The organism is Nonomuraea sp. NPDC002799 (assembly GCF_053592075.1).
Map to the genome: position 1 here is coordinate 63193 of NZ_JBSFVA010000025.1, position 18656 is coordinate 81848.

The following is an 18656-nucleotide window of genomic DNA, read 5'->3' on the forward strand; positions in this document are numbered from 1 at the left end:
CTGCCCGGCCGGCGGTCTCAACCCCCGATCGCGGGCCTGCTGTCGAGAACGGTCTCCGCCGCCGCGTCCGGTCTCGCGGTCGCGAGCAGCCCCACCAGGTGATTCCCGATCGCGGCGATGGTGGGCTGCTGCCACAGCAGGGTCGCGGGGAGACGGCAGCCGAAGCGCTTCTCCAGGCGCCGCCGGACCATGACGGTCATCACCGAGTCCAGCCCCTGCTCGACCAGGGGACGCCGGATCGCCAGGTCCTCGGGGGCCAGCCTCATGACGGCCGCGATCTCCGCGCGGACCTCGGGCTGGACGCGCTCGTGCAGGTCCTCGGGCGCCAGGCCGGCGTACGACTCCGCGGCCTGCTGCAGGTTCTCCTCGGCCGGGGCGGGCGCGTCGATCACCGGATAGCGGAGTCCCGCGAGGTGTCCCACCACCCGGCCGTCCACGTCGGCCAGGAGCGCCCGGACGGTGTCGACGGCGACCGGGTCCACGGCCGCGTCGATGATCACCGTCGAGGGCGGCGTGCCGGTCAGCACCACCTCGTCGATGTGCACGACCATGCGCAGCACCGGATCGCCGGGGAACACGCAGGGCGCCACGGACATCGCCGCGTCCAGCGCCGAAGCCCAGCTCCCCGGCTCCTCGGTGCGGACCGTGGCCCGCAGCGCGCCGTCTCCGCCGAGCAGCGTCTCGATCGTCCAGCCGAAGCCCGTCGAGGGCACGCCCACGGCGGCCAGCCGCTCGTGCACGTACCCGGTGCCGATCGGGGTGAGAGCGCCGGCGTCCGGCAGCACGTCGGGCTTCACCTGGCCCGGAGCGGCGACGTTCGCGGTGACGTGCACCAGCCAGGCGGGTTCCGGCTCGTCAGGACCGGCCGGCGTACGGGCCGCGAGCCGGACCGCCGGCGGCTCGTGCACGACCTGGATCTGCCGGCGTTCCGCGGTCATCAGCGGATGCGTCATCTCCACGTCGGTGAGGGTGACGTCCTCGTCCTCGACCGCGTGCAGGAACGTGTTGACCAGCACGGCGGCGGGCACGATCTCGACCCCGTTGAGCGTGTGGCTGCCCGGGTAGGGCCGGTTGGCGTCCTCCAGGCCGGTCCGCCACACCCGGGTCCGGCTGCCCGCGAGGTTGTTCCCGGCGCCGAGCAGGGTGTGGGAGTGCACGTCGTGCCCTCGGTTGTCGTCCTCGAGGTAGGACTCGCGCCAGTGGCGGCGGTGCTGCCAGGCGTACGGCGGCAGATCGGCCAGGCCGCCGGACGGCTGCAGCCGGCTCCAGTCCACGTCGACGCCGTGACAGTGCGCCGTGCCCACCGCGACGAGGAAGGCCGGCAGCTCCGGCTGGTTCCGGCGCAGTGACGTGCCGACGAACACGTCCTCGAACCCGTTCTCCGAGAGCGTCTCGGTGACGGAGTGCGCGACCACGGGGTGGGGGGAGATCTCCAGGAACACGCGGTAGCCGTCCTGCGCCGCGGCCGTCGTCGCCGCGGTCAGCCGCACGGGGTCCCGGAGGTTCGCCGCCCAGTACGCGCTGTCCAGGACGGGCGCCGACCGGGGGTCGGCCAGCGCGGTCGTGTACATGGGGATGCGGGGCGCGCCGAACGAGAGATCGGCGGTGGCGGCGGCCAGTTCGACGGCCAGCGGCTCCATGTGCGGGCTGTGGAAGGCGACGTCCGACGCCACCCGCCGGACCACGATGCCCTCGGCCGGCCAGTCGTTCAGTACCGCCTCGACCGCGGCGACGTCGCCGGACAGCACGGTGGAGCCGGGCGCCGACGAGATCGCCGCCACCAGGTCGGTACGGCCGGCCAGCCGCTCGGCCGCCTCCTCGAAGGACAGGCCGACCATCGCCATGGCCCCCTTGCCCTCGGCCTGGCGCAGCAGCCGGGACCGGCGGCAGATCAGGCGGGCGCCGTCGGCGACGGTCATCGCGCCGGCCGTCACCGCCGCCGCGATCTCGCCGACGGAGTGGCCGATGACGGCCTTCGGAGCGACCCCGTACGCGTTCCAGAGCCTGGCGAGGCCGAGCTGCATCACGAAGATCATGGTTTGCACGCGGTCGATGGTGTCGAGATCGCCGTCGGCCAGGACCTGCCGGGGAGAGAAGCCGATCTCCGCGGCGAAGATCGGCTCCACCTCGTCGACCAGGGACGCGAACTCCGGCACGGCGAGCAGCTCCCGCCCCATCCCGCGCCACTGGCAGCCCTGCCCGGAGAAGACCCAGACCGGCCCGGGACCGAGCTCGGGCAGCACGTCCCCGGTGATGACGGCCTCGGCCGGCACGTCGTCCGCGAGCCTGCGCAGACCGGCCGCCAGCTCGTCCCCATCCGCCCCGATCACGACGGCCCGGCGGGTCAGATGGCTGCGCCGGAGCGCCAGCGTGTGCCCCGCCGACGCCAGGCCGAGCCCTGTCCCGAGGTGATCGGCGAGCTTGCCCGCGTACTGACGCAGCGCCTTCTCCGACGCGGCCGACAGCGGGAACAGCTCCCCCGTCCCCTCTCCCCCGGGCACCTCCTGGGATGGAGGAGCCTGCTCCAGCAGGATGTGCGCGACCGTGCCGCCGTACCCGAAGCTGGAGACGCCCGCTCTGCGGGGGTGGTCGCGCTCCGGCCAGGGCGACAGTCCGGTCACCACGCGCAAACCCGAGGTCTCCCACGCGATGGCCGGGTTGAGGGTGGTCAGCACGCTCGGGGGGATCTCACCGCGGTCGAGGGCGAGCACCGCCTTGATGACGCCGGCGATGCCGGCGGCGCCTTCGAGGTGGCCGATGTTGGACTTGACCGAGCCGATGAGGCACGGGTCGCCGGGGGCCCGCCCCGTGCCGTACACGGAGGAGAGCGCGCCGGCCTCCAGCGGGTCGCCCAGCCGGGTCCCGGTGCCGTGCGCCTCGATGTAGCCGACGGTGGCCGGCGCGATGCCCGCCTGCCGGCAGGCCCGGGTCATCACGTGTTCCTGGGCCTCCCCGCACGGCGCCATGATGCCGTTGGTGTGCCCGTCCTGGTTGACGGCGCTGCCGATGACGAGCGCGAGGATCCGGTCGCCGTCGCGCTGGGCGTCGGACAGCCGCTTGAGCACGACCATGCCGCAACCTTCGCCGCGTCCGTAGCCGTCGGCCGACGCGTCGAACGACTTGGACCGCCCGTCGGGGGCCAGGGCTCCGGCGGTGCCGAGCGTGAGGGTCTGACCCGGGGTGACCAGCAGGTTGACGCCGCCGGCGAGGGCGACGTCGCTCTCGCCGAGCCGCAGGCTCTGCGCGGCCAGGTGCAGCGCGACCAGCGACGCCGAGCAGGCGGTGTCGATCGCCATGCTGGGCCCGCGCAGGTCCAGGGAGTAGGAGACGCGGTTGGCGACCGCGCAGGTCGCGGCGCCGATCCCGGTCCACGCCTCGATCTGGGGCAGGTCCTCCAGCAGGCGGCTTCCGTAGTCGGCGGTGCAGACCCCGACGAACACCCCGGCGTCGGTGCCGGCCAGCTCGTGCGGCGGCAGGCCGGCGTGCTCCAGGGCCTCCCACGCGGTCTCCATCAGGATCCGCTGCTGCGGGTCCATCAGCTCGGCCTCGCGGGGCGACAGGCCGAAGAACTCCGCGTCGAAACCCTCGATGTCGCTCAGGAAGCTGCCGTGCCGCACGGCGTCGCGCAGCGCGGCGGCGTATTCGGGGCTCCGGTTCTCGTACCGGCGCCAGCGTTCGGCGGGCAGCGGCCGGGTCGTGTTCCGGCCGGCGCACAACAGGTCCCAGAGCTCGTCCGGTGAGTGGACGTCGCCGGGAAGGCGGCATCCGATCCCGACCACCGCCACTGGTTCCACCTGGGCTCCGCGCGGACTATCGACCATCTGCGTTCATTTCCCTTCGATTTCCGGCCCATTGAGGAGTCTCGATGATCTTGATCACGGCGCCGGAGACGGTCACTCCCGGCCCGGTGCCGAGCATCAGCAGGTGGTCTCCGGGGCCCAGCCGCCCGGTCATGAGCAGGTGGTCCAGGGAGAGGACCTGGTCGCTGGCCCCGCAGTGGCCGATGGTGCGGCCGTAGTCCCAGGTCGAGCGGGACATGGGCAGGTCGAGCATGGCCATGCACCGCTGTTCGACGATCTCTTCGGAGTAGTTCATGAACGCCACCCGGGTGAGATCGCCGGCCTTGATCCCGCTCTCGTCCAGCGCGCGCTCGACGACCTCGACGAGCGCCCGCTGGATGTTGAACAGCGCCGCGGTGGCCTCGCCCTTGGGCATGAGCTGCTGCCGGAACTGCTCGTTCCTGGCCGCGAAGCTCATCCGGCGCCCGACCGTGACGCCCGGGGGGAACAGGGGCTCGCTGCCCCGGTGCAGTTCCTCGGCCTCGGCCACCGTCGTCGTGCAGACCGACATCAGGCGCGCGAAACCGCCCTCCGTGGTGAGCACGAGCGCGCTGGCGGCGTCCCCGCCGATGTAGCCGGGGCCCATCCGCCACCGGTCCATCAGCGGGGTGCCGTAATTGTCGGAGGCGACCAGCAGGGCGGCCCGCCCGCCGGCCCCGGCGGCCAGGTAGCCGGCCGCGAGTTCCAGGGCGATGAACATCCCGTTGCAGCCCTGCCGGATCTCGGTGGCCAGGACGTCCCCGCCGACGAGATGACGCTGCAGGTAGGAGTGCGGAGGCCAGCCGTCCGGTCCCTGGTGCCAGGTCGAGGCGTACAGGAGGAGATCCAGGTCGGCCGGCGCCCGCCCGCTGCGCTTGATCGCGCTCTGCGCCGCGTGCAGGGCCATCTCCGGAGCCGGGATGTCACCGGCCACCGCCGTCCCCGCCAGGTTGTGCAGCTCGGCCTCTTCGGCCGGATACCAGCCTTTGGCGACGGCCTTCTCGACGCTGACGACGGTCCGGGGGAGGAAGGCTCCCACTCCGCTGATGTACGTGTCCGCCCACTGCATGACTCTGTCCTCGCTCCGGCTAAACGGATTCGAGTTCTCTGACCATCGTGACGATGGTCACGACGTCCCTGAAGTTCTCGGGGTCGAGCTTCGCGGCGGGGATCGGGACGCCGATGTCCCTCCGGAGGAAGTTCAGCAGGCGCGCCGTCCGCAGGGAGTCCAGGAGACCCGACACGAGGAGCGGGGTCGTCTCGTCGACCTTGATGTCGTCGCCCTCCGGGACGAGGTTCTCCTGGATGAAGTCGACCAGCCGCTGCGTGATCTCGGTCATGCGTGTGCTCCGCTCGTGACGGGAGAGGGGGACAGGACCCTGAACGCCGCCGCGGCGACGGACGTGCCGGAGCCGAACCCGACCATGAGCAGGTGATCGCCGGCCACCAGCCCGCCGGTCGCGATCAGATGCTCGAAGGCGATGAACTGGTCCACCGCGCCGCAGTGGCCGACGCGCCGCCCGTAGTCCCAGGTCGTCTGCTCCTCGTCGATGCCCAGCCAGGACATCTGCCCGTCCAGGTCCTCGCGGCGGCCGTGCGGGAACGCCACCCGCGTGATGTCGGCCAGGCCGATCCCGGCCTCGTCCAGGGTCTGTTCGATCTGCTGCATCATCGTTTTCTGGATCGTCAGGTGGATCCCGGTTCCGTGCGCCTGGAGCAGCCGCTGACGGAACTCCTCGTGCCGGTCCCCGAAGCTCAGCCCCCTGCCGACGGTGGCGTCCGGGGGGAACAGGGGGTAGGCGCCGTCGTTGACCGCGTCGGCCTCCGGGATCACCGTCGCGTTCACCGACAGGAGCTCGGCCATGCCGTAGTCCTTGCCGAGGATGAGCGCGGCCGCGGCGTCGCCGATCAGCGCCCCGGGGGTCATCCGCCAGCGGTCCACCAGCGGGGTGCCGTGGTTGTCGGAGGAGACGACCATGGCCGTGTCCCGGCCCGCGCCGGCCTGCAGATAGCTCGCCGCCAGCTCCAGCGAGCTGATCATCCCTACGCAGCCGCTCCGGATCTCGAACGCCGGCACGTTCCCGCCCATGAGGTGCATCTGCAGGTAGTGCTGGGGCTGCCAGCCGTTCGGGCCCTGGTGCCAGACCGACGGGTAGAGCAGCAGGTCGAGATCACGCGGGGAGGACTCACCCCAGCGGTCGTACGCGTCCAGGACCGCCAGCCGCGCCATCTCGGGCGCGGGCATGTCGCCGGCCACCGCCGCGCCGAGTTGCTGGAACGTCTCGGCCTCGTCGGCCGGGTACCAGCCCGCACGAACCGCCTGCTCGACGGTCACGCTCTCCGGCACATAGACGCCGAGGCTCCTGACGAACATGTTGGGTGTACGCACACGTCCCCTAACTCATCGAAAGATCCCTGACCACGGCCTTCAGCCGGGGAAGGCGGCTTATCCGATTTATTCGGGCCCCGGGATAGTAAGCGGCCCCCGGCCGGTCAGAAAAGAACGTGAAATAGGCCGGCGAGCCGTCACGGGGCAAGGATAGGGGCGGCCCATCGGCGGAAGCAATAAGAAAGTCCGCAATCTGGTCAGCGACATTGTGTGATCACGATCTGACAGAACGTGGTGGAATAAGGAAATGCGCCTTTCCTCTTCACAACGCGGTTTTCCCGAATGAAATGTTTCGGAATCCGGGCGGAGAACGGCGCCGGGCCGCCGCCATTCGGCTCAGGCCCGGCGCGCGTCGTCGTCTCAGGCGGGCACTCTCGTGCAGGCGATGTTGTTCACTTTGAACTGGGCCGGAATGGCGTTCGTCCCGGTGACGGTCGCCGAGAAGCCGAAGCTCTGGCTGGAGCCGGGGCCGATGTAGGAGTTATAGCCGACGTTGCGTGCGGTCACCTGGGTGCCGGACTGGGTCACCGTGGCGGTCCAGGCGCTCGTGACCTGCTGATTGCCCGACCAGGCCCACGTCGCGGCCCAGCCCTCGATGGGGGTCGTGCCGGTGTTCCTGACGGTCACGCTGCCGGTGAACGTGCCACTCCCCGGGGCGGTGGAATAGGCGACCTCGCAGGAGGTGCCCATCTTGAGCCCGGTGCGCAGGAAGGTCGCGAAGTTGGCCCAGGTGGGGTTCAACGTGCCGGTGCCGACGGTCTCGGTGCAGTCGGTGGTGGTGCGGACGGTCTGCAGGCCGTACTGGGCCGGGTCCATGATCTGGGGCATCATGTGATCCGCTGCGGGCACCGAGACGAACGTGCCGTCACCGCACTGGGCCTTGATCCTGTTGTAGAGCAGGACGCTCTGCCCGTGCGGCACCAGGAAGTCGGCCTGGCCGTGCAGGAACAGCAGCGGCGGGTCGTTGCCGTCGACGTAGGTCATCGGATTGGCCAGGGCCGCACTGGCCGGGCAGGTCTGGATCGGGCAGCCGACCAGGAGGGATTCCGGGGAGGCGGGAGAGTCGTGGTCCAGCCCGCCGGTCGGCAGGTTCTGCGCGTTCATCTGCAGGAAGTCGGTCGGGCTGTAGAAGGCGAGTCCCACCTGCACGGCGCTGGAGACGCCGGTCGTGCCGACGGTGCCCTCCAGCGCCGCCACGCCGCCGGACAGGGTGGCCATCTCCGTCAGCCAGCCGCCCGAGGAGTCGCCCATGATCGCGAAGCGGTTGGGGTCGAGCTGGTACGTGGCGGCGTTCGCGCGCAGCCAGCGGATGGCCGCCTTGACGTCGTGCACCTGCGCCGGGAATATCCCTTGAGCGCTGGAGCGGACGCTGACGCCGACCACGGCGTAGCCCAGCGGGGTGAAGATGTCCGCGATCGCGTCCGCGCCGGCCTTGCCGTCGTCGCTCGACCACGCCGAGCCGGTGTGCCAGATCAGCACCGGCCGGGGCGTGATGCCGGTGGACGGCAGGTAGATGTCCAGCAGATGCCCCCTGCTGCCGGCCGGCTGCGCGGGTGCGTAAGCGATGTCAGTGATCACCTGCGCGGCGTGAGCCGGCGGCGCGAAGGCCCCTGACACACCGATGGCGGCCAGCATGGTCATCACCATGCCGACGATCATGGGCGTGCGGATTCGAGCTTGCATGGTGCGACTCCGGTTGGTCGGATGATCGCCGCGTCCCCGGTGGCCGTCCATGTCCTCTCCGGTGCCGGGGCAGCCGCGATCAGCACGCCGACCGTAGCGCCGGCGAGAACAATGTTCTGCTCGGGTGTCGCAGCTCACATCGATATGGGCGGGGGCGACGATATGACACGCAAGTGACAATGGTCAAAGGTTTCCGCGTATCGTGCCGACCGAACAGGAAAAGCGGCGTAAATCGTACTTTACGGGCGCAAAGCGCGAAGGAAGTATCAGATCACCCCACGGCGTGCGTACGCCTCCCATGGGCGGTAGTTGGAACTCCAGAAAATGCCGTCGGCGATAACGTCGATGAAAGTTTCATGACCGCCTTGCCACTGATTCGGGCTGACAATCTCCCTGGCGCGTGGTTAGTGATAATGTCCACCGTCATGATCTCCCCAGTCGCAGGAGGACGAATGCGAAAGGCACGCGCTGTTCTCGTCTCGGCCGTTCTGGCCCTCGGAGTGTCGTTGACGATCGGCGCCACCCCGGCGCATGCCACCGCGAGGCTGTCCGGCCTCTTCAAGGACTCCTCGGAGTGCCAGCGGATCGGCAACCAGGGCATCGCCCAGGGCTGGTGGACGAGCTATTCATGCGTGTGGGACAGCCGGTACCGCTACTACTTCCTCTACGCGTGACCTCGTGAAACGCACGCGCCCCCAGCCTGTGGGGCGCGTGCGCTCCGGTGCTACGGCGTGGCTCTCCCTGGGTGGGACCGGGCGGCCAGCTCGGTCCGCGAGGTGACGCCCAGCTTGGGGAATGCCTTGTAGAGGTGCTGGCCCACGGTCCGCGGGCTGAGGAAGAGCCGCGCGGCGATCTGCCTGTTGGTCAGCCCCTGCGCGGCCAGCTGCACGATCTGGCCCTCCTGCGGGGTGAGGGCGGCCAGCGGGTCGCGCTCGCCGGAGCGCGGGGTGGCCCATCCGGCGGCGTCGAGCTCGGCCCTGGCCCGCGCCGACCACGGGTGGGCATCGAGGCGGTCGAAGGTCTGCCACGCCGAGGTGAGCGGCGGGCGGGCGTCGACGCGACGGCGGGCGCGGCGCAACCACTCGCCGTAGAGCAGCTGGGTGCGCGCCTGCTCGAAGGGGCGCGTGTGCAGGGCGAGCGCGGTGGTGAAGTGCTCCTCGGCCGGCTCGATGAGGGCGCGGCAGCGGTGGGCGAGCGCGTGGGCCCACGGCTGGTCCAGGATGGCGGCCCATTCGATGAACCTGGCCAGCGCCTGGGTGGCCCGGCCCGGCGTGCCGCAGCGCACGGCCGCCTCCACCATGTCCGGGACGACGCGCATGGCGGAGATCTGGTTGCGGGCCCTGCCGTACAGGAGGTCTTCGTAGGCGAGCAGCGCCGAGTCGGCGCGGCCGAGCCCGAGATCCAGCAGCGCCCGCGCGTCGCCGAAGCCCTGGCAGGCGGCCTCTTCGCCCTCGATCGCGCCCAGGTGGGCCAGGAGCGCGCCGGCCTGCGTCGCCCACTGGGGCTGGGCGGTGTCGCGCGCGATCCGCACCGCCTCTCCGGCGTGCGCGCGGACGTCGGCGTGCCAGCCGAGCGCGAGCTGGGTGCTCGCGAGATACGTCAGCGCCTGGGGCAGCAGGCCCACCCGGCTCTCCACGCGGATCGCGGCGGTGGCCCTGGTGGCCAGGTCGTGGGTGTGGCGGTCGGGCTCGGCCAGGCCCAGCGCGCCGACCAGGAGGAGGCCACGCCGGTCGAGCCCGGCCAGCTCGCGGGCGGCGGCCACGACCTCGGGCAGCGGCGGCAGCCCTTCGGCTGGCCGGCGTAACGCGAGCGCGGCGAACCACCGGCACAGCAGATAGACGGGTGTCGCCGGGTCGTCTTCCCGCAGCCGCAGGCCGGCGAGCTGCCGTGCGGTCCGCGCGGCCATGTCCCGGTCGCCGTCGAGCCAGATGAGCGAGGAGGCGTCGAGCAGCAGCCAGGCCGCCGCCTGCGGATCCTCCTCCGCGATGTGGTCCACGCCCATGGACAGCAGCGCGTGGGCGCTGGGCAGCAGCCCCATCCCGTAGTCCGAGCAGGCCCGCACGCGGATGAGCCGGGAGGTCAGCGCCGGGTCGGTGTTAGGGCCGCCGGCGTGCTCGGCGATGGCGCGCGCGTGATCGAAGCGCCCGCCGTACTCGGCCGCCTCGGCGGCCAGCGTGAGCCGCCTGGCCCGGTCGGCCGGGTCGACGCTGAGCTCGGCGGCCCGCTGGTAGGCGGCCGCGGCGGCCGCTCCGCCGCCGCGCTCGGCCGCGCGCCGCGCCGTGCTCTCCAGCTCCTCGGCGAGCTTCTCGTGGGGTGCGGTCGCGGCGGCCGCCTGGTGCCAGGCCCGCCGGTCGGCGTCCTGCGGCTCAGGCAGAGCCCTGGCCAGGGCAGCGTGTACGGCCAGCCGTACCTCTTTCCCGGCGGCTCCTTGCACGGCTGCCCGCACGAGCGGATGGCGGAAGTCGAGGCGGTGCCCCTCGACGGCGACCAGCCCGCTCTGCCGGATCGTCTCCAGGTCGTCGGCCGAGGCGCCCAGCTCGCGCCCGGCGGCCAGCACGGTGCCGAGCTCACCGGTGCCGTCGATCGCGGCGACGGTCAGCAGCGTCCTGGCGGAGGCGGGCAGCGCGTTGGCCCGATGCTCGAAGGCCTCCTGCAGCCGTCCGGTCAGCGGGTGCAGGCCGAGAGACTTGGGCAGCTCGATGAGGGCCAGCGGGTTGCCGTCGGCTTCGGCGAGCACCCGGTGGCGCAGCCCGACCGGCAGCTCACCCGCGGTGGCGTCGAGCAGCTTGGCGGCGTCGGCGGGCAGCAGGCCGCCGAGCCGGTATTCGGGCAGTCCGGGCGCGGGGAAGCCGGGGTCGCGGGCGGCGAACAGGAGCGCGACACCGTCGGCGTCCAGGCGCCTGGCGGCGATGAGCAGCGCGTCGGCGGAGGCGTGGTCGAGCCAGTGGGCGTCGTCGACCAGGCAGAGCAGGCTGCCCGCCGCGGCCAGCTCCGACAGCAGGGACAACACGCCGAGGCCGACGAGGAAGCGGTCTCCGGCGGCCGGTCCGAGACCGAAGGCGCCGCGCAGCGCGTCCGCCTGCGGCCGCGGCAGGCGCGGCAGCCGGTCGAGGACGGGATGCAGCAGCAGGTGAAGGCCGGCGAAGGGCAGCTCCGCCTCCGACTCCACACCGGAGCCGCGCAGCACGCGCATCCCGCCGGCGGCCGAAGCGGCATGGTCGAGGAGCGAGGTCTTGCCGATGCCGGGATCGCCGCGCAGCACCAGCACGCCGCTGGTGCCCTGGCGGGCCCCGGCCAGCAGGTGGCGCACGGTGGCCTGCTCGCCGTCGCGCCCCCACAACACAGGGCGCACGCTATTACCTATGAGATGACTCATTCGTCCTCTCCCAACAACGCCCTAGTTTCGCACCATGACGCCTTTCCAGATAGACATCTCGCAAGAAGCCCTGGATGACCTGCGCGAACGCCTGATCCGCACCCGCTGGTCGGCCGAGCTGCCCGGCGCCGGATGGGAACGCGGCGTGCCGGTCGACTACCTCAGGGGGCTGACCGACTACTGGGCCAACGGCTTCGACTGGCGCAAGGCGGAGGTCGAGCTCAACCAGTGGCCGCAGTACAGGACCGAGATCGACGGCCAGACCGTGCACTTCCGGCACATCCGCGCCGAACGTGCGGACGCGCTGCCGCTGCTGCTCATGCACGACAACCCCGGCGGCATCATCGGCCTGCTGGACGTGCTCACGCCTCTGTCGCGCCACTTCCACATCGTGGCCCCGACCATGCCCGGCTTCGGCTTCTCCACGCCGCTGGCCAGTGCCGGCTGGACCGTCCCGCGCACCGCCGCGCTGTTCGACGCGCTGATGTCCCGCCTCGGATACGAGCGGTACGGCGCACACGGCGGCGGCGGTGGCGCCAACCTGTCCATGGAGCTCGGCCGCCAGGTCCCCCAGCGCCTCGCCGGCATCCACGTCAACGCCTACGTCACGATCCCGACCGGCGAGCTGCCCGCGCTGAACGAGGACGAGCAGCGGCGGCTGGGCCTCATGCAGAGGTTCATGCAGGACGGAATGGGCTTCAACGTCATCATGACCACCCGCCCGCAGACCATCTCGCACGGCCTGCACGACTCCCCCGTGGGCCAGGCCGCCTGGATCGTGGAGAAGTTCAAGGAATGGACGGACGACGCCGCCGAACTGCCCGAGGACGCCTTCTCCCGTGACCGGATCCTGACCGAGGTCAGCACCCAGTGGTTCACCGGCACCCAGGGGTCGATCTCGCAGAGCTACCGCGACATCTCCGAGGACCCGAACGCGTGGGGGCCGAAGGCCAAGGTCACGGTCCCGGTCGCCTTCGCGGTGGCGGCCGGTGACGTGACGGTGCGCAGCCTGGCCGAGCGGGAGGCGAGCGTCGCCCGCTGGACGGAGTTCGACCATGGCGGGGCCTACCTCGCCCTCGAACGGCCTGACCTCCTCGTCGAAGACGTCCGCGCGTTCTTCCGCTGATCCGACCCCGTTTCCGGGAGAACCCCCCATGGCCGTGACCCCCGGCTCGTCCCCGGCCCCGCTCGGCGCCGGCCAGGTTACGGCGCCCCGGAAATGGCTCGGACTGGCCGCGGTGCTGGCCGCCATGATCTTGAACTTGCTCGACTCGACCGTGATCAGCGTGGCCGCCCCCGCGATCCGCGCCGACCTGGCCGGCACGTACGCCGAGCTGCAGTGGAGCGCCGCCGCCTATACCTTGGCCATGGCGGTCGGCCTGCTCACGGGAGGGCGGCTGGGCGACATGTACGGTCGCCGGCGCATGGCGCTGATCGGGGTGGCGGGATTCGCCGCCGCCTCGCTCGCCTGCGCGCTGGCGTGGTCGCCCCAGGCCCTGATCGCCGCCCGCATCGTGCAGGGACTGTTCGCCGCGGTGATGATCCCGCAGAGCTTCGGGCTGATCCGCGACCTGTTCCCACCCCGGCAGGTCGGCCAGGCGTTCGCCGTGCTCGGCCCGGTGATCGGGTTGTCCACGATCCTCGGGCCGGTCGTCGCCGGTCTGCTCATCGACGCGGACCTGTTCGGGACTGGCTGGCGCATGATCTTCGGCATCAACCTGCCCTTCGCCGCCTTCGCCCTGATCGCGGGCGGGCGGGCGCTGCCGGCCCGCCCGGCCACGGCCCGCCGGTCACGCCTGGACCTGCCCGGCGTGGTCCTCGGCGGCACCGCGATGTTCCTGCTCGTCTTCCCCCTCATGCAGGGCCGCGAACTGGGCCGGCCGGCCTGGACCTCGGGCATGCCGGCGGGCGCGGCGTCACTGCTCGCGATCTTCGTCTACCACCAGGTCCGGCGCACGCGCGCCGGTCACACCCCGCTGGTCGATCTGGCGGTGTTCGCCAAGCGGTCCTACACCTCCGGCGTCGTCTTCGTCATGGTGTTCTTCGGCGCGATCGCCGGCATCACCCTGGCCATCGGCCTGTTCCTGCAGCTCGGGCTGGGCTATGTGCCGCTCGACGCCAGCCTGGCCATGTCCTCGTGGGCCATCGGGTCTTTCGCCGGCTCCGTCGTGGGCAGCACCCTCACGCCCAGGGTCGGCCGCCGGATCCTGCATGTGGGGCTCGTCGTGATGGCCGGCGGCCTGGCCGGGGTTCTGGTGGCGTTCTCGCTCGCCGGGGTCGCCTTGGGCGGCTGGGATCTGGCCGCGCCGCTGCTGGCCTTCGGCGCCGGCATGGGCATGATCTTCGCCCCGCTCTTCGAGATCATCCTGGGTGACATCGACGACCATCAGGTGGGCTCCGCCTCCGGCATCCTGGAATCCCTTCAGCAGCTCGGCGCTTCCCTCGGCGTCGCCGTACTCGCCACGACCTTCTTCGGCGTGATCGGCTCGGAGGCCCTGCACAACTACGACACCACCGCCGCACCTCGCCTGCGCGCCGAACTGACGATCGCAGGCGTCCCGGCCACCACCCAGGAGCAGATCGTCACCGGCCTGCGCACCTGTGTGCACGACACCGAGAACGCCGCGACTCCTGACGCCGTCCCCGCGAGTTGCCGCACCGCCGACCGGCCGGCCGGCCCCGCGATCACCAAGGCGATCGCGGCGGCCGTGGCCGACACGCACAAACGCGACTCGCTGGCCGCCGCCCACGCCGCGACCCGGCTCACCCTCGCCCTCACCGTCCTGGCCTTCGCGATCGGCTTCTTTCTTCCGTCGCGGCCTCGCCTGCGCCCCGAACCCACGGCCACGACAGGATCTCAACCCGGAAGAGACACACCGGAAGGTCACTTTCCATGACCCGCTCCCCGCAGGGGACCCCTCCATGAGCGCACGATCGGCTGATTCGGACACGGCGCGAGCACATGATGGCAGAATGTGACCATGCGGCCACCCCGAGCGAGATCCTTCAACACCGCCGGCCCCTGCGGCCCGCAGCACCACTACATGCTGCCCCCCACACGGCGGCTCCCCCAGGCGCGCGAGCTCATCGAGATGGATCGCTACTTCGTGCTGCACGCGCCCCGGCAGACCGGCAAGACGACCACGCTGCGCACCCTGGCCTCCGAGCTGAACACTCAGGGCGACATCGCCGCCCTGATGTTCTCCTGCGAGCGCGCCAAGTCGGCCGGCGACGACTACGCCGCCGCGGAGTCGCTTCTGCTGGACTCCCTCCGCCAGGCCGCCGCGCGGTCGGGATGGCCGGAGGAGTTGCTGCCGCCGGACCCCTGGCCGCAGGTCACGCCAGGCAGCCGGTTCAATGAGGCACTGAGCGAGTGGTGCCGCCGCTGCCCGCGCCGGGTGGTGCTGCTCCTCGACGAGATCGACGCCGTGCAGGGCAACAGCATGGTCAGCATCCTCAGTCAGCTCCGCGACGGTCACAACGCGCGGCCGGATGGCCATCCGTTCCCCTCTTCGGTGGTGCTGTGCGGGTTGCGCGACGTGCGCGACTACAAGGTCGCCTCAGGCGGCAAGCCCGATGGATCGAACCCGGCCAGCCCGTTCAACATCATTACCGAGTCGCTGCGCCTGGGCGACTTCACCACCGATGAGATCGCCGAGCTGTACGGCCAGCACACCCAGGCGACCGGCCAGGAGTTCACCAAGGACGCGGTGGATCAGGTCTTCGAGCTCACGCGGGGACAACCATGGCTGGTCAACGCCCTCGCCTATGAGATCACCTTCAAGATGGGAGTGACCGATGCCATCACCGTCGGGCAGGTGGAGGAGGCCAAGGAACGGTTGATCCGGGCGCGCGCCACCCACCTGGACACCCTGGTGGCGCGGCTGCGAGAACCACGGATAGAACGGGTGATCGAACCGATCCTGGCGGGGACACTGCCGGACACGGACACTTCTTTCGACGATGACGTCTCCTACGTGCACGATCTGGGCCTCATCCGGGGGACCAGGGATCTGGAGATCGCCAACCCCATCTATCGAGAGGTCTTGCTACGGGTCCTGGGCGATCGTACGGAGCGGTTCGTGAAGGCCGATCCGCACAGCTTCGTGCTGCCGGACGGCCGTTTCGACCTGCCGCGCCTGTTGCGGGAGTTCGTCGTGTTCTGGCGCGAGCACGGCGAGGTCCTCATCCAGCAGGAGGGCTACCATGAGGCCGCCTGCCAGATCATCCTCATGGCCTTCCTGCACCGCCTGGTCAACGGCGGAGGCCAGCTCGACCGCGAGTACGCCGCCGGCACCAAACGCCTGGACGTCCTGGTCCGCTGGCCCTACACCGGCCCCGACGGCGGACGGCTGGTGCAGCGCGAGGCCATGGAGCTGAAGGTCTGGCGAGCAGCCGAAACCGACCCGACACCCAGCGGCCTCACCCAACTCGACCGCTACCTGGACCGCCTCACCCTCACCACCGGCGCACTGGTGATCTTCGACCGACGCCCAGAAGCCCCACCCTGGAACGAACGAGGCGCTTTCGAGCAGGCAACCACACCGTCCGGCCGCCAGGTCACCGTCCTGCGTGTCTGACGGGTTCCTAAGCGGTCAGCGCCGGTGCTCGGCCACCGTCAGGCGCGCACCTTCAACTGGTGGACACGCTGCTTGGACAGTCCCATGACACGTGCCGTATCCGGCTCCGACCAGTGCTTCGTGAGCACCTTCGCGGCTTTGACGGCCAGCTCCGCGGCGCGCTTGGTGTGAGCCTCCGCCAGCTCCTTCGCACGGCTGTATTCGGCCATCACCCCGGCCACGTCCTCGGGCAGGTCGAAGACGAACTCCACGCCGGGAATGCTCGCGGGCCAAGCCCAGGCGTGAATCTCCGTCAAGTCGCGCTCCAGCTGAGACAGGGAGCCGGCCACACCGACTCCCTCTACCTCCCCGGCAGGGCAGCGCGACACCCATCGCCCGTTCTCATAGGTGACGACATAGGTGATCGTCTTGCTCATCGGCCCATCCCTTCTACGACCGCCTCCAGCGCTTGATGGCTTCGCGAAAGAGCTCACCCGGCAGGGTGGGTGGGATGGCCGGGATCGCACCGTGACCGGCGGAGCCTCCGGTTATCGCAGTTTGTCCGGGGCGCGCACGAAGTCGATCCGCTGGATCAGTGCGTCGGCGACGGTGAAGGAGACGACGGTGTCGAGCTCACCCTGGTCGTAGAAGGCCACCCCGAAGGCGCCGTTGACGGCGACCGGCGCGAGGATCTGGCCGGGTTCGGCCTTGCTCATGAGGACCAGCACGAAGCGGGCGACCTGTTCGGCGCCGTGGACCGGCCGGCGGGCGGTGTTGGTCCTGCCGCCGCCGTCGCTGGTGAGCACGGCGCCGGGGTCGAGAATCTCGATGAGGGCGCTCAGGTGGCCATCCGCCGCGGCGGCCAGGAACCGCTCGACGACCTGACGGTGATGGTCGCGGTCGACGTCGATGCGTGCTGCGCCCTCGCCGACGTGCTTGCGGGCACGGGCAGCGAGCTGGCGTACCGCTGCCGGTGTGCGGCCGACGGTCGCGGCGACCTCCTCGAAGGTCATGCCGAAGAGGTCGTGCAGCACCCAGGCGGTGCGTTCGGCCGGGGTGAGCGACTCCAGGACGATCAGCAGCGCGAAGCCGACCGACTCATCGAGCGTGACCCGGTCCGCGGGGTCGGCCGAGTCGGCGGGGTTCGCCAAGGGAGTCAGGACGGGCTCGGGGAGCCAGGGGCCGGTGTAGGTCTCGCGGCGTGCCCGTGCGGACCGGAGCACGTCCATCGCCGCTCGCGCGACGACCACGGTCGCCCAGCCTTCGACGTCCTGGACGCGACCTTGCCGGTCGGCGCGGACGAGCTTGAACCAGCATTCGGAGACCACGTCCTCCGCTTCGGACACCGTCCCCAGGATCGCGTACGCCACCCGGACCAGACGGGCGCGCGCCGCGGCGTAGCCGACCGCGAGCTCGGCTGCCCGGTCGCCGCCCGGCCCGGTCACCGGGCGGCCGGTCATGCGCGGCATCAGGACGCCACCGCTCGCGTGGTCGCGAGAATGACCTGGCAGACCAGCTCGGGAGCATCGCTCACCACCACATGACCGGCGCCGGGCAGGAGTTCCTGCCGGGTGTGCGGCGGAAGCTGGTCGGTGAAGCGGGACTGCCGAGCCAGGAGCACCCGATCTGACGTCCCGAAGGCGAGGGTCACCGGCGCGAGCACGTCCCGCTCCGCCCGGTAGCGGATGTTCCGGCAGGCCCGCAACGTCGGCATGAAACCCGGGCAATGTCCCAGGGCGGTGACGTCGCGGATCACGTCCTCGGGGCTGAGCAGCTCGGGATGGGCGAAGAGCTGCCAGAACAACAGCCGGCGCCCCCAGGCCCGGCGCGACAGCGTGGAGAGCAGCCGCGTCCCGTACCGGCACGCGGCCCAGGTCAGGCGGAAGCTCACGGCGCAGTACGCCGGTTGTCCCTTCTTCCACAGACCGGCCGGAGCCAGCAGGGTCAGCGAGGCGACGGGCCTGAGGTGAGCCAGTTCGAGCGCCACCCACCCGCCGAGCGAGTGCCCGGCAAGGTGAGGCGTGTCGAGACCCAAGTCGTCCAGGGTCGTGGCCACGACCTCGGCAAGCCGGCGCGGCGTCGGTGAAACGCCGCTGCCCAGGCTCTCGGACTCACCGAAGCCCGGCAGGTCCATCGCGTACACCGTGTGCGACTCCGCGAGGCGGTCGAGCACCGGCCCCCAGGCCGCGCGCAAGGACCCGATGCCGTGCAGAAGCACCAGCGGCGGACCATCACCGACTTTGGTGCAGGCGAGCCCGCGACGGGGTCGCCTGGCCGGCGGCGCGCTCACCGCGTCGCCCCGGTCCCGGCTACGGCGCCCGTCCCCGCGAGCAACGCGGGCGGGATCGCCTTCCAGTTATGACTCATACCGTAAGGACGGCACGGATGCCCTGGACTGTGACATGGTGCGCGTGACACTGCCCGCCGTACGCGCGATGGTGGTCATGCTGTGCACAGGCGGCACATGAGCGACGAGATCCGTACGATCAGCGTCCGGTTCACCCTGGACGAGGACGAACGTTCGACGGTCCTGATGGACCTCACGGCCAGGGCGGACGACGTCCTCGTCCTGGTCTCCGTGCGGATCCGCCCCGACGGCCGGCTGAGCAACTGGACGAAGTGGGAGGAAGGGCTGCCCCGGCTCATTCGCTGGGATGCCTCGGCCCGCCGCATCGAGGAGGTGCCGCTGCTCTCCGGGATCCGCCTCGGCGACCGGCCGGGCGTCACCGGCGATCTGCTGGCGAAGATGGCGGCGGTGCCCCTCTGCGGAGGCGGCGCCGGCGGCCGGTTCCTGCGGCCGGAGGAGCCGTCGTAGGGCGCTGCCGCGGATC

At 71.1% G+C, this 18656-nt stretch carries 14 protein-coding genes; 5 read left to right on the plus strand and 9 right to left on the minus strand.

Annotated elements, in window-relative coordinates:
• Positions 1-17 precede the first annotated feature (17 nt).
• The 5 genes from ACWD0F_RS34935 to ACWD0F_RS34955 all read right to left on the minus strand — a co-directional run bounded on the left by ACWD0F_RS34935 (position 18) and on the right by ACWD0F_RS34955 (position 7890).
• Positions 18-3794, minus strand: coding sequence for a type I polyketide synthase (locus ACWD0F_RS34935; protein WP_449883474.1), 3777 nt, complete (start codon positions 3792-3794; stop codon positions 18-20).
• A 16-nt stretch (positions 3795-3810) separates the two neighbouring features.
• On the minus strand, positions 3811-4887 hold the full coding sequence (locus tag ACWD0F_RS34940; protein ID WP_449883476.1) for a ketoacyl-ACP synthase III family protein: 1077 nt from the start codon (positions 4885-4887) through the stop codon (positions 3811-3813).
• A 19-nt stretch (positions 4888-4906) separates the two neighbouring features.
• On the minus strand, positions 4907-5158 hold the full coding sequence (locus ACWD0F_RS34945) for a hypothetical protein (protein WP_449883479.1): 252 nt from the start codon (positions 5156-5158) through the stop codon (positions 4907-4909).
• The gene (locus ACWD0F_RS34950) at positions 5155-6207 is read right to left on the minus strand and encodes a ketoacyl-ACP synthase III family protein (RefSeq protein WP_449883481.1); all 1053 of its coding nucleotides are present in this window, start codon (positions 6205-6207) and stop codon (positions 5155-5157) included. The genes ACWD0F_RS34945 and ACWD0F_RS34950 overlap by 4 nt, the downstream gene beginning before the upstream one ends.
• 360 nt (positions 6208-6567) lie before the next feature.
• Entirely contained in the window at positions 6568-7890 is a 1323-nt protein-coding gene (locus ACWD0F_RS34955) for a cellulose binding domain-containing protein (protein WP_449883483.1), read from the minus strand.
• Positions 7891-8342: 452 nt separating this feature from the next.
• Between ACWD0F_RS34955 and ACWD0F_RS34960 the strand changes: the two genes are divergently transcribed.
• A complete protein-coding gene (locus ACWD0F_RS34960; protein WP_449883486.1) occupies positions 8343-8564 on the plus strand; it encodes a hypothetical protein in 222 nt (73 codons plus the stop codon).
• Positions 8565-8614: 50 nt separating this feature from the next.
• On the opposite strand, the gene ACWD0F_RS34965 is transcribed toward ACWD0F_RS34960, so the two are convergent.
• Positions 8615-11242, minus strand: a complete 2628-nt coding sequence (locus ACWD0F_RS34965) for an AAA family ATPase (RefSeq protein ID WP_449883489.1) — start codon at positions 11240-11242, stop codon at positions 8615-8617.
• Positions 11243-11300: 58 nt separating this feature from the next.
• On the opposite strand from ACWD0F_RS34965, the gene ACWD0F_RS34970 reads away from it, so the two are divergent.
• The 3 genes from ACWD0F_RS34970 to ACWD0F_RS34980 all read left to right on the plus strand — a co-directional run bounded on the left by ACWD0F_RS34970 (position 11301) and on the right by ACWD0F_RS34980 (position 15846).
• Complete coding sequence (locus ACWD0F_RS34970) at positions 11301-12392, plus strand: epoxide hydrolase family protein (RefSeq protein ID WP_449883491.1); 1092 nt, start codon at positions 11301-11303, stop codon at positions 12390-12392.
• A 28-nt stretch (positions 12393-12420) separates the two neighbouring features.
• Positions 12421-14163, plus strand: a complete 1743-nt coding sequence (locus ACWD0F_RS34975) for an MFS transporter (protein WP_449883493.1) — start codon at positions 12421-12423, stop codon at positions 14161-14163.
• An 84-nt stretch (positions 14164-14247) separates the two neighbouring features.
• Entirely contained in the window at positions 14248-15846 is a 1599-nt protein-coding gene (locus tag ACWD0F_RS34980) for an ATP-binding protein (RefSeq protein ID WP_449883495.1), read from the plus strand.
• A gap of 38 nt (positions 15847-15884) precedes the next feature.
• Here the strand turns inward: ACWD0F_RS34980 and ACWD0F_RS34985 are convergent, their stop codons facing one another.
• The 3 genes from ACWD0F_RS34985 to ACWD0F_RS34995 all read right to left on the minus strand — a co-directional run bounded on the left by ACWD0F_RS34985 (position 15885) and on the right by ACWD0F_RS34995 (position 18043).
• Positions 15885-16262, minus strand: a complete 378-nt coding sequence (locus ACWD0F_RS34985) for a hypothetical protein (protein ID WP_449883497.1) — start codon at positions 16260-16262, stop codon at positions 15885-15887.
• Positions 16263-16373: 111 nt separating this feature from the next.
• Positions 16374-17285, minus strand: coding sequence for an RNA polymerase sigma factor SigJ (gene sigJ / locus ACWD0F_RS34990; protein ID WP_449883500.1), 912 nt, complete (start codon positions 17283-17285; stop codon positions 16374-16376).
• Between the two features lie 8 nt (positions 17286-17293).
• The gene (locus ACWD0F_RS34995; protein ID WP_449883502.1) at positions 17294-18043 is read right to left on the minus strand and encodes an alpha/beta fold hydrolase; all 750 of its coding nucleotides are present in this window, start codon (positions 18041-18043) and stop codon (positions 17294-17296) included.
• Positions 18044-18289: 246 nt separating this feature from the next.
• Here ACWD0F_RS34995 and ACWD0F_RS35000 point away from each other — a divergent pair, with 246 nt between their 5' ends.
• Entirely contained in the window at positions 18290-18640 is a 351-nt protein-coding gene (locus ACWD0F_RS35000) for a hypothetical protein (protein ID WP_449883505.1), read from the plus strand.
• Positions 18641-18656 lie beyond the last annotated feature (16 nt).

Excerpts from the sequence above, each read along its gene's own strand:
- ACWD0F_RS35000 (WP_449883505.1), top strand. The coding sequence starts at position 18,290 with ATGAGCGACGAGATCCGTACGATCAGCGTCCGGTTCACCCTGGACGAG.
- ACWD0F_RS34955 (WP_449883483.1), bottom strand. The coding sequence starts at position 7,890 with ATGCAAGCTCGAATCCGCACGCCCATGATCGTCGGCATGGTGATGACC.
- ACWD0F_RS34945 (WP_449883479.1), bottom strand. The coding sequence starts at position 5,158 with ATGACCGAGATCACGCAGCGGCTGGTCGACTTCATCCAGGAGAACCTC.
- ACWD0F_RS34970 (WP_449883491.1), top strand. The coding sequence starts at position 11,301 with ATGACGCCTTTCCAGATAGACATCTCGCAAGAAGCCCTGGATGACCTG.
- sigJ (WP_449883500.1), bottom strand. The coding sequence starts at position 17,285 with ATGACCGGCCGCCCGGTGACCGGGCCGGGCGGCGACCGGGCAGCCGAG.
- ACWD0F_RS34940 (WP_449883476.1), bottom strand. The coding sequence starts at position 4,887 with ATGCAGTGGGCGGACACGTACATCAGCGGAGTGGGAGCCTTCCTCCCC.
- ACWD0F_RS34985 (WP_449883497.1), bottom strand. The coding sequence starts at position 16,262 with ATGAGCAAGACGATCACCTATGTCGTCACCTATGAGAACGGGCGATGG.
- ACWD0F_RS34960 (WP_449883486.1), top strand. The coding sequence starts at position 8,343 with ATGCGAAAGGCACGCGCTGTTCTCGTCTCGGCCGTTCTGGCCCTCGGA.
- ACWD0F_RS34975 (WP_449883493.1), top strand. The coding sequence starts at position 12,421 with ATGGCCGTGACCCCCGGCTCGTCCCCGGCCCCGCTCGGCGCCGGCCAG.
- ACWD0F_RS34980 (WP_449883495.1), top strand. The coding sequence starts at position 14,248 with ATGCGGCCACCCCGAGCGAGATCCTTCAACACCGCCGGCCCCTGCGGC.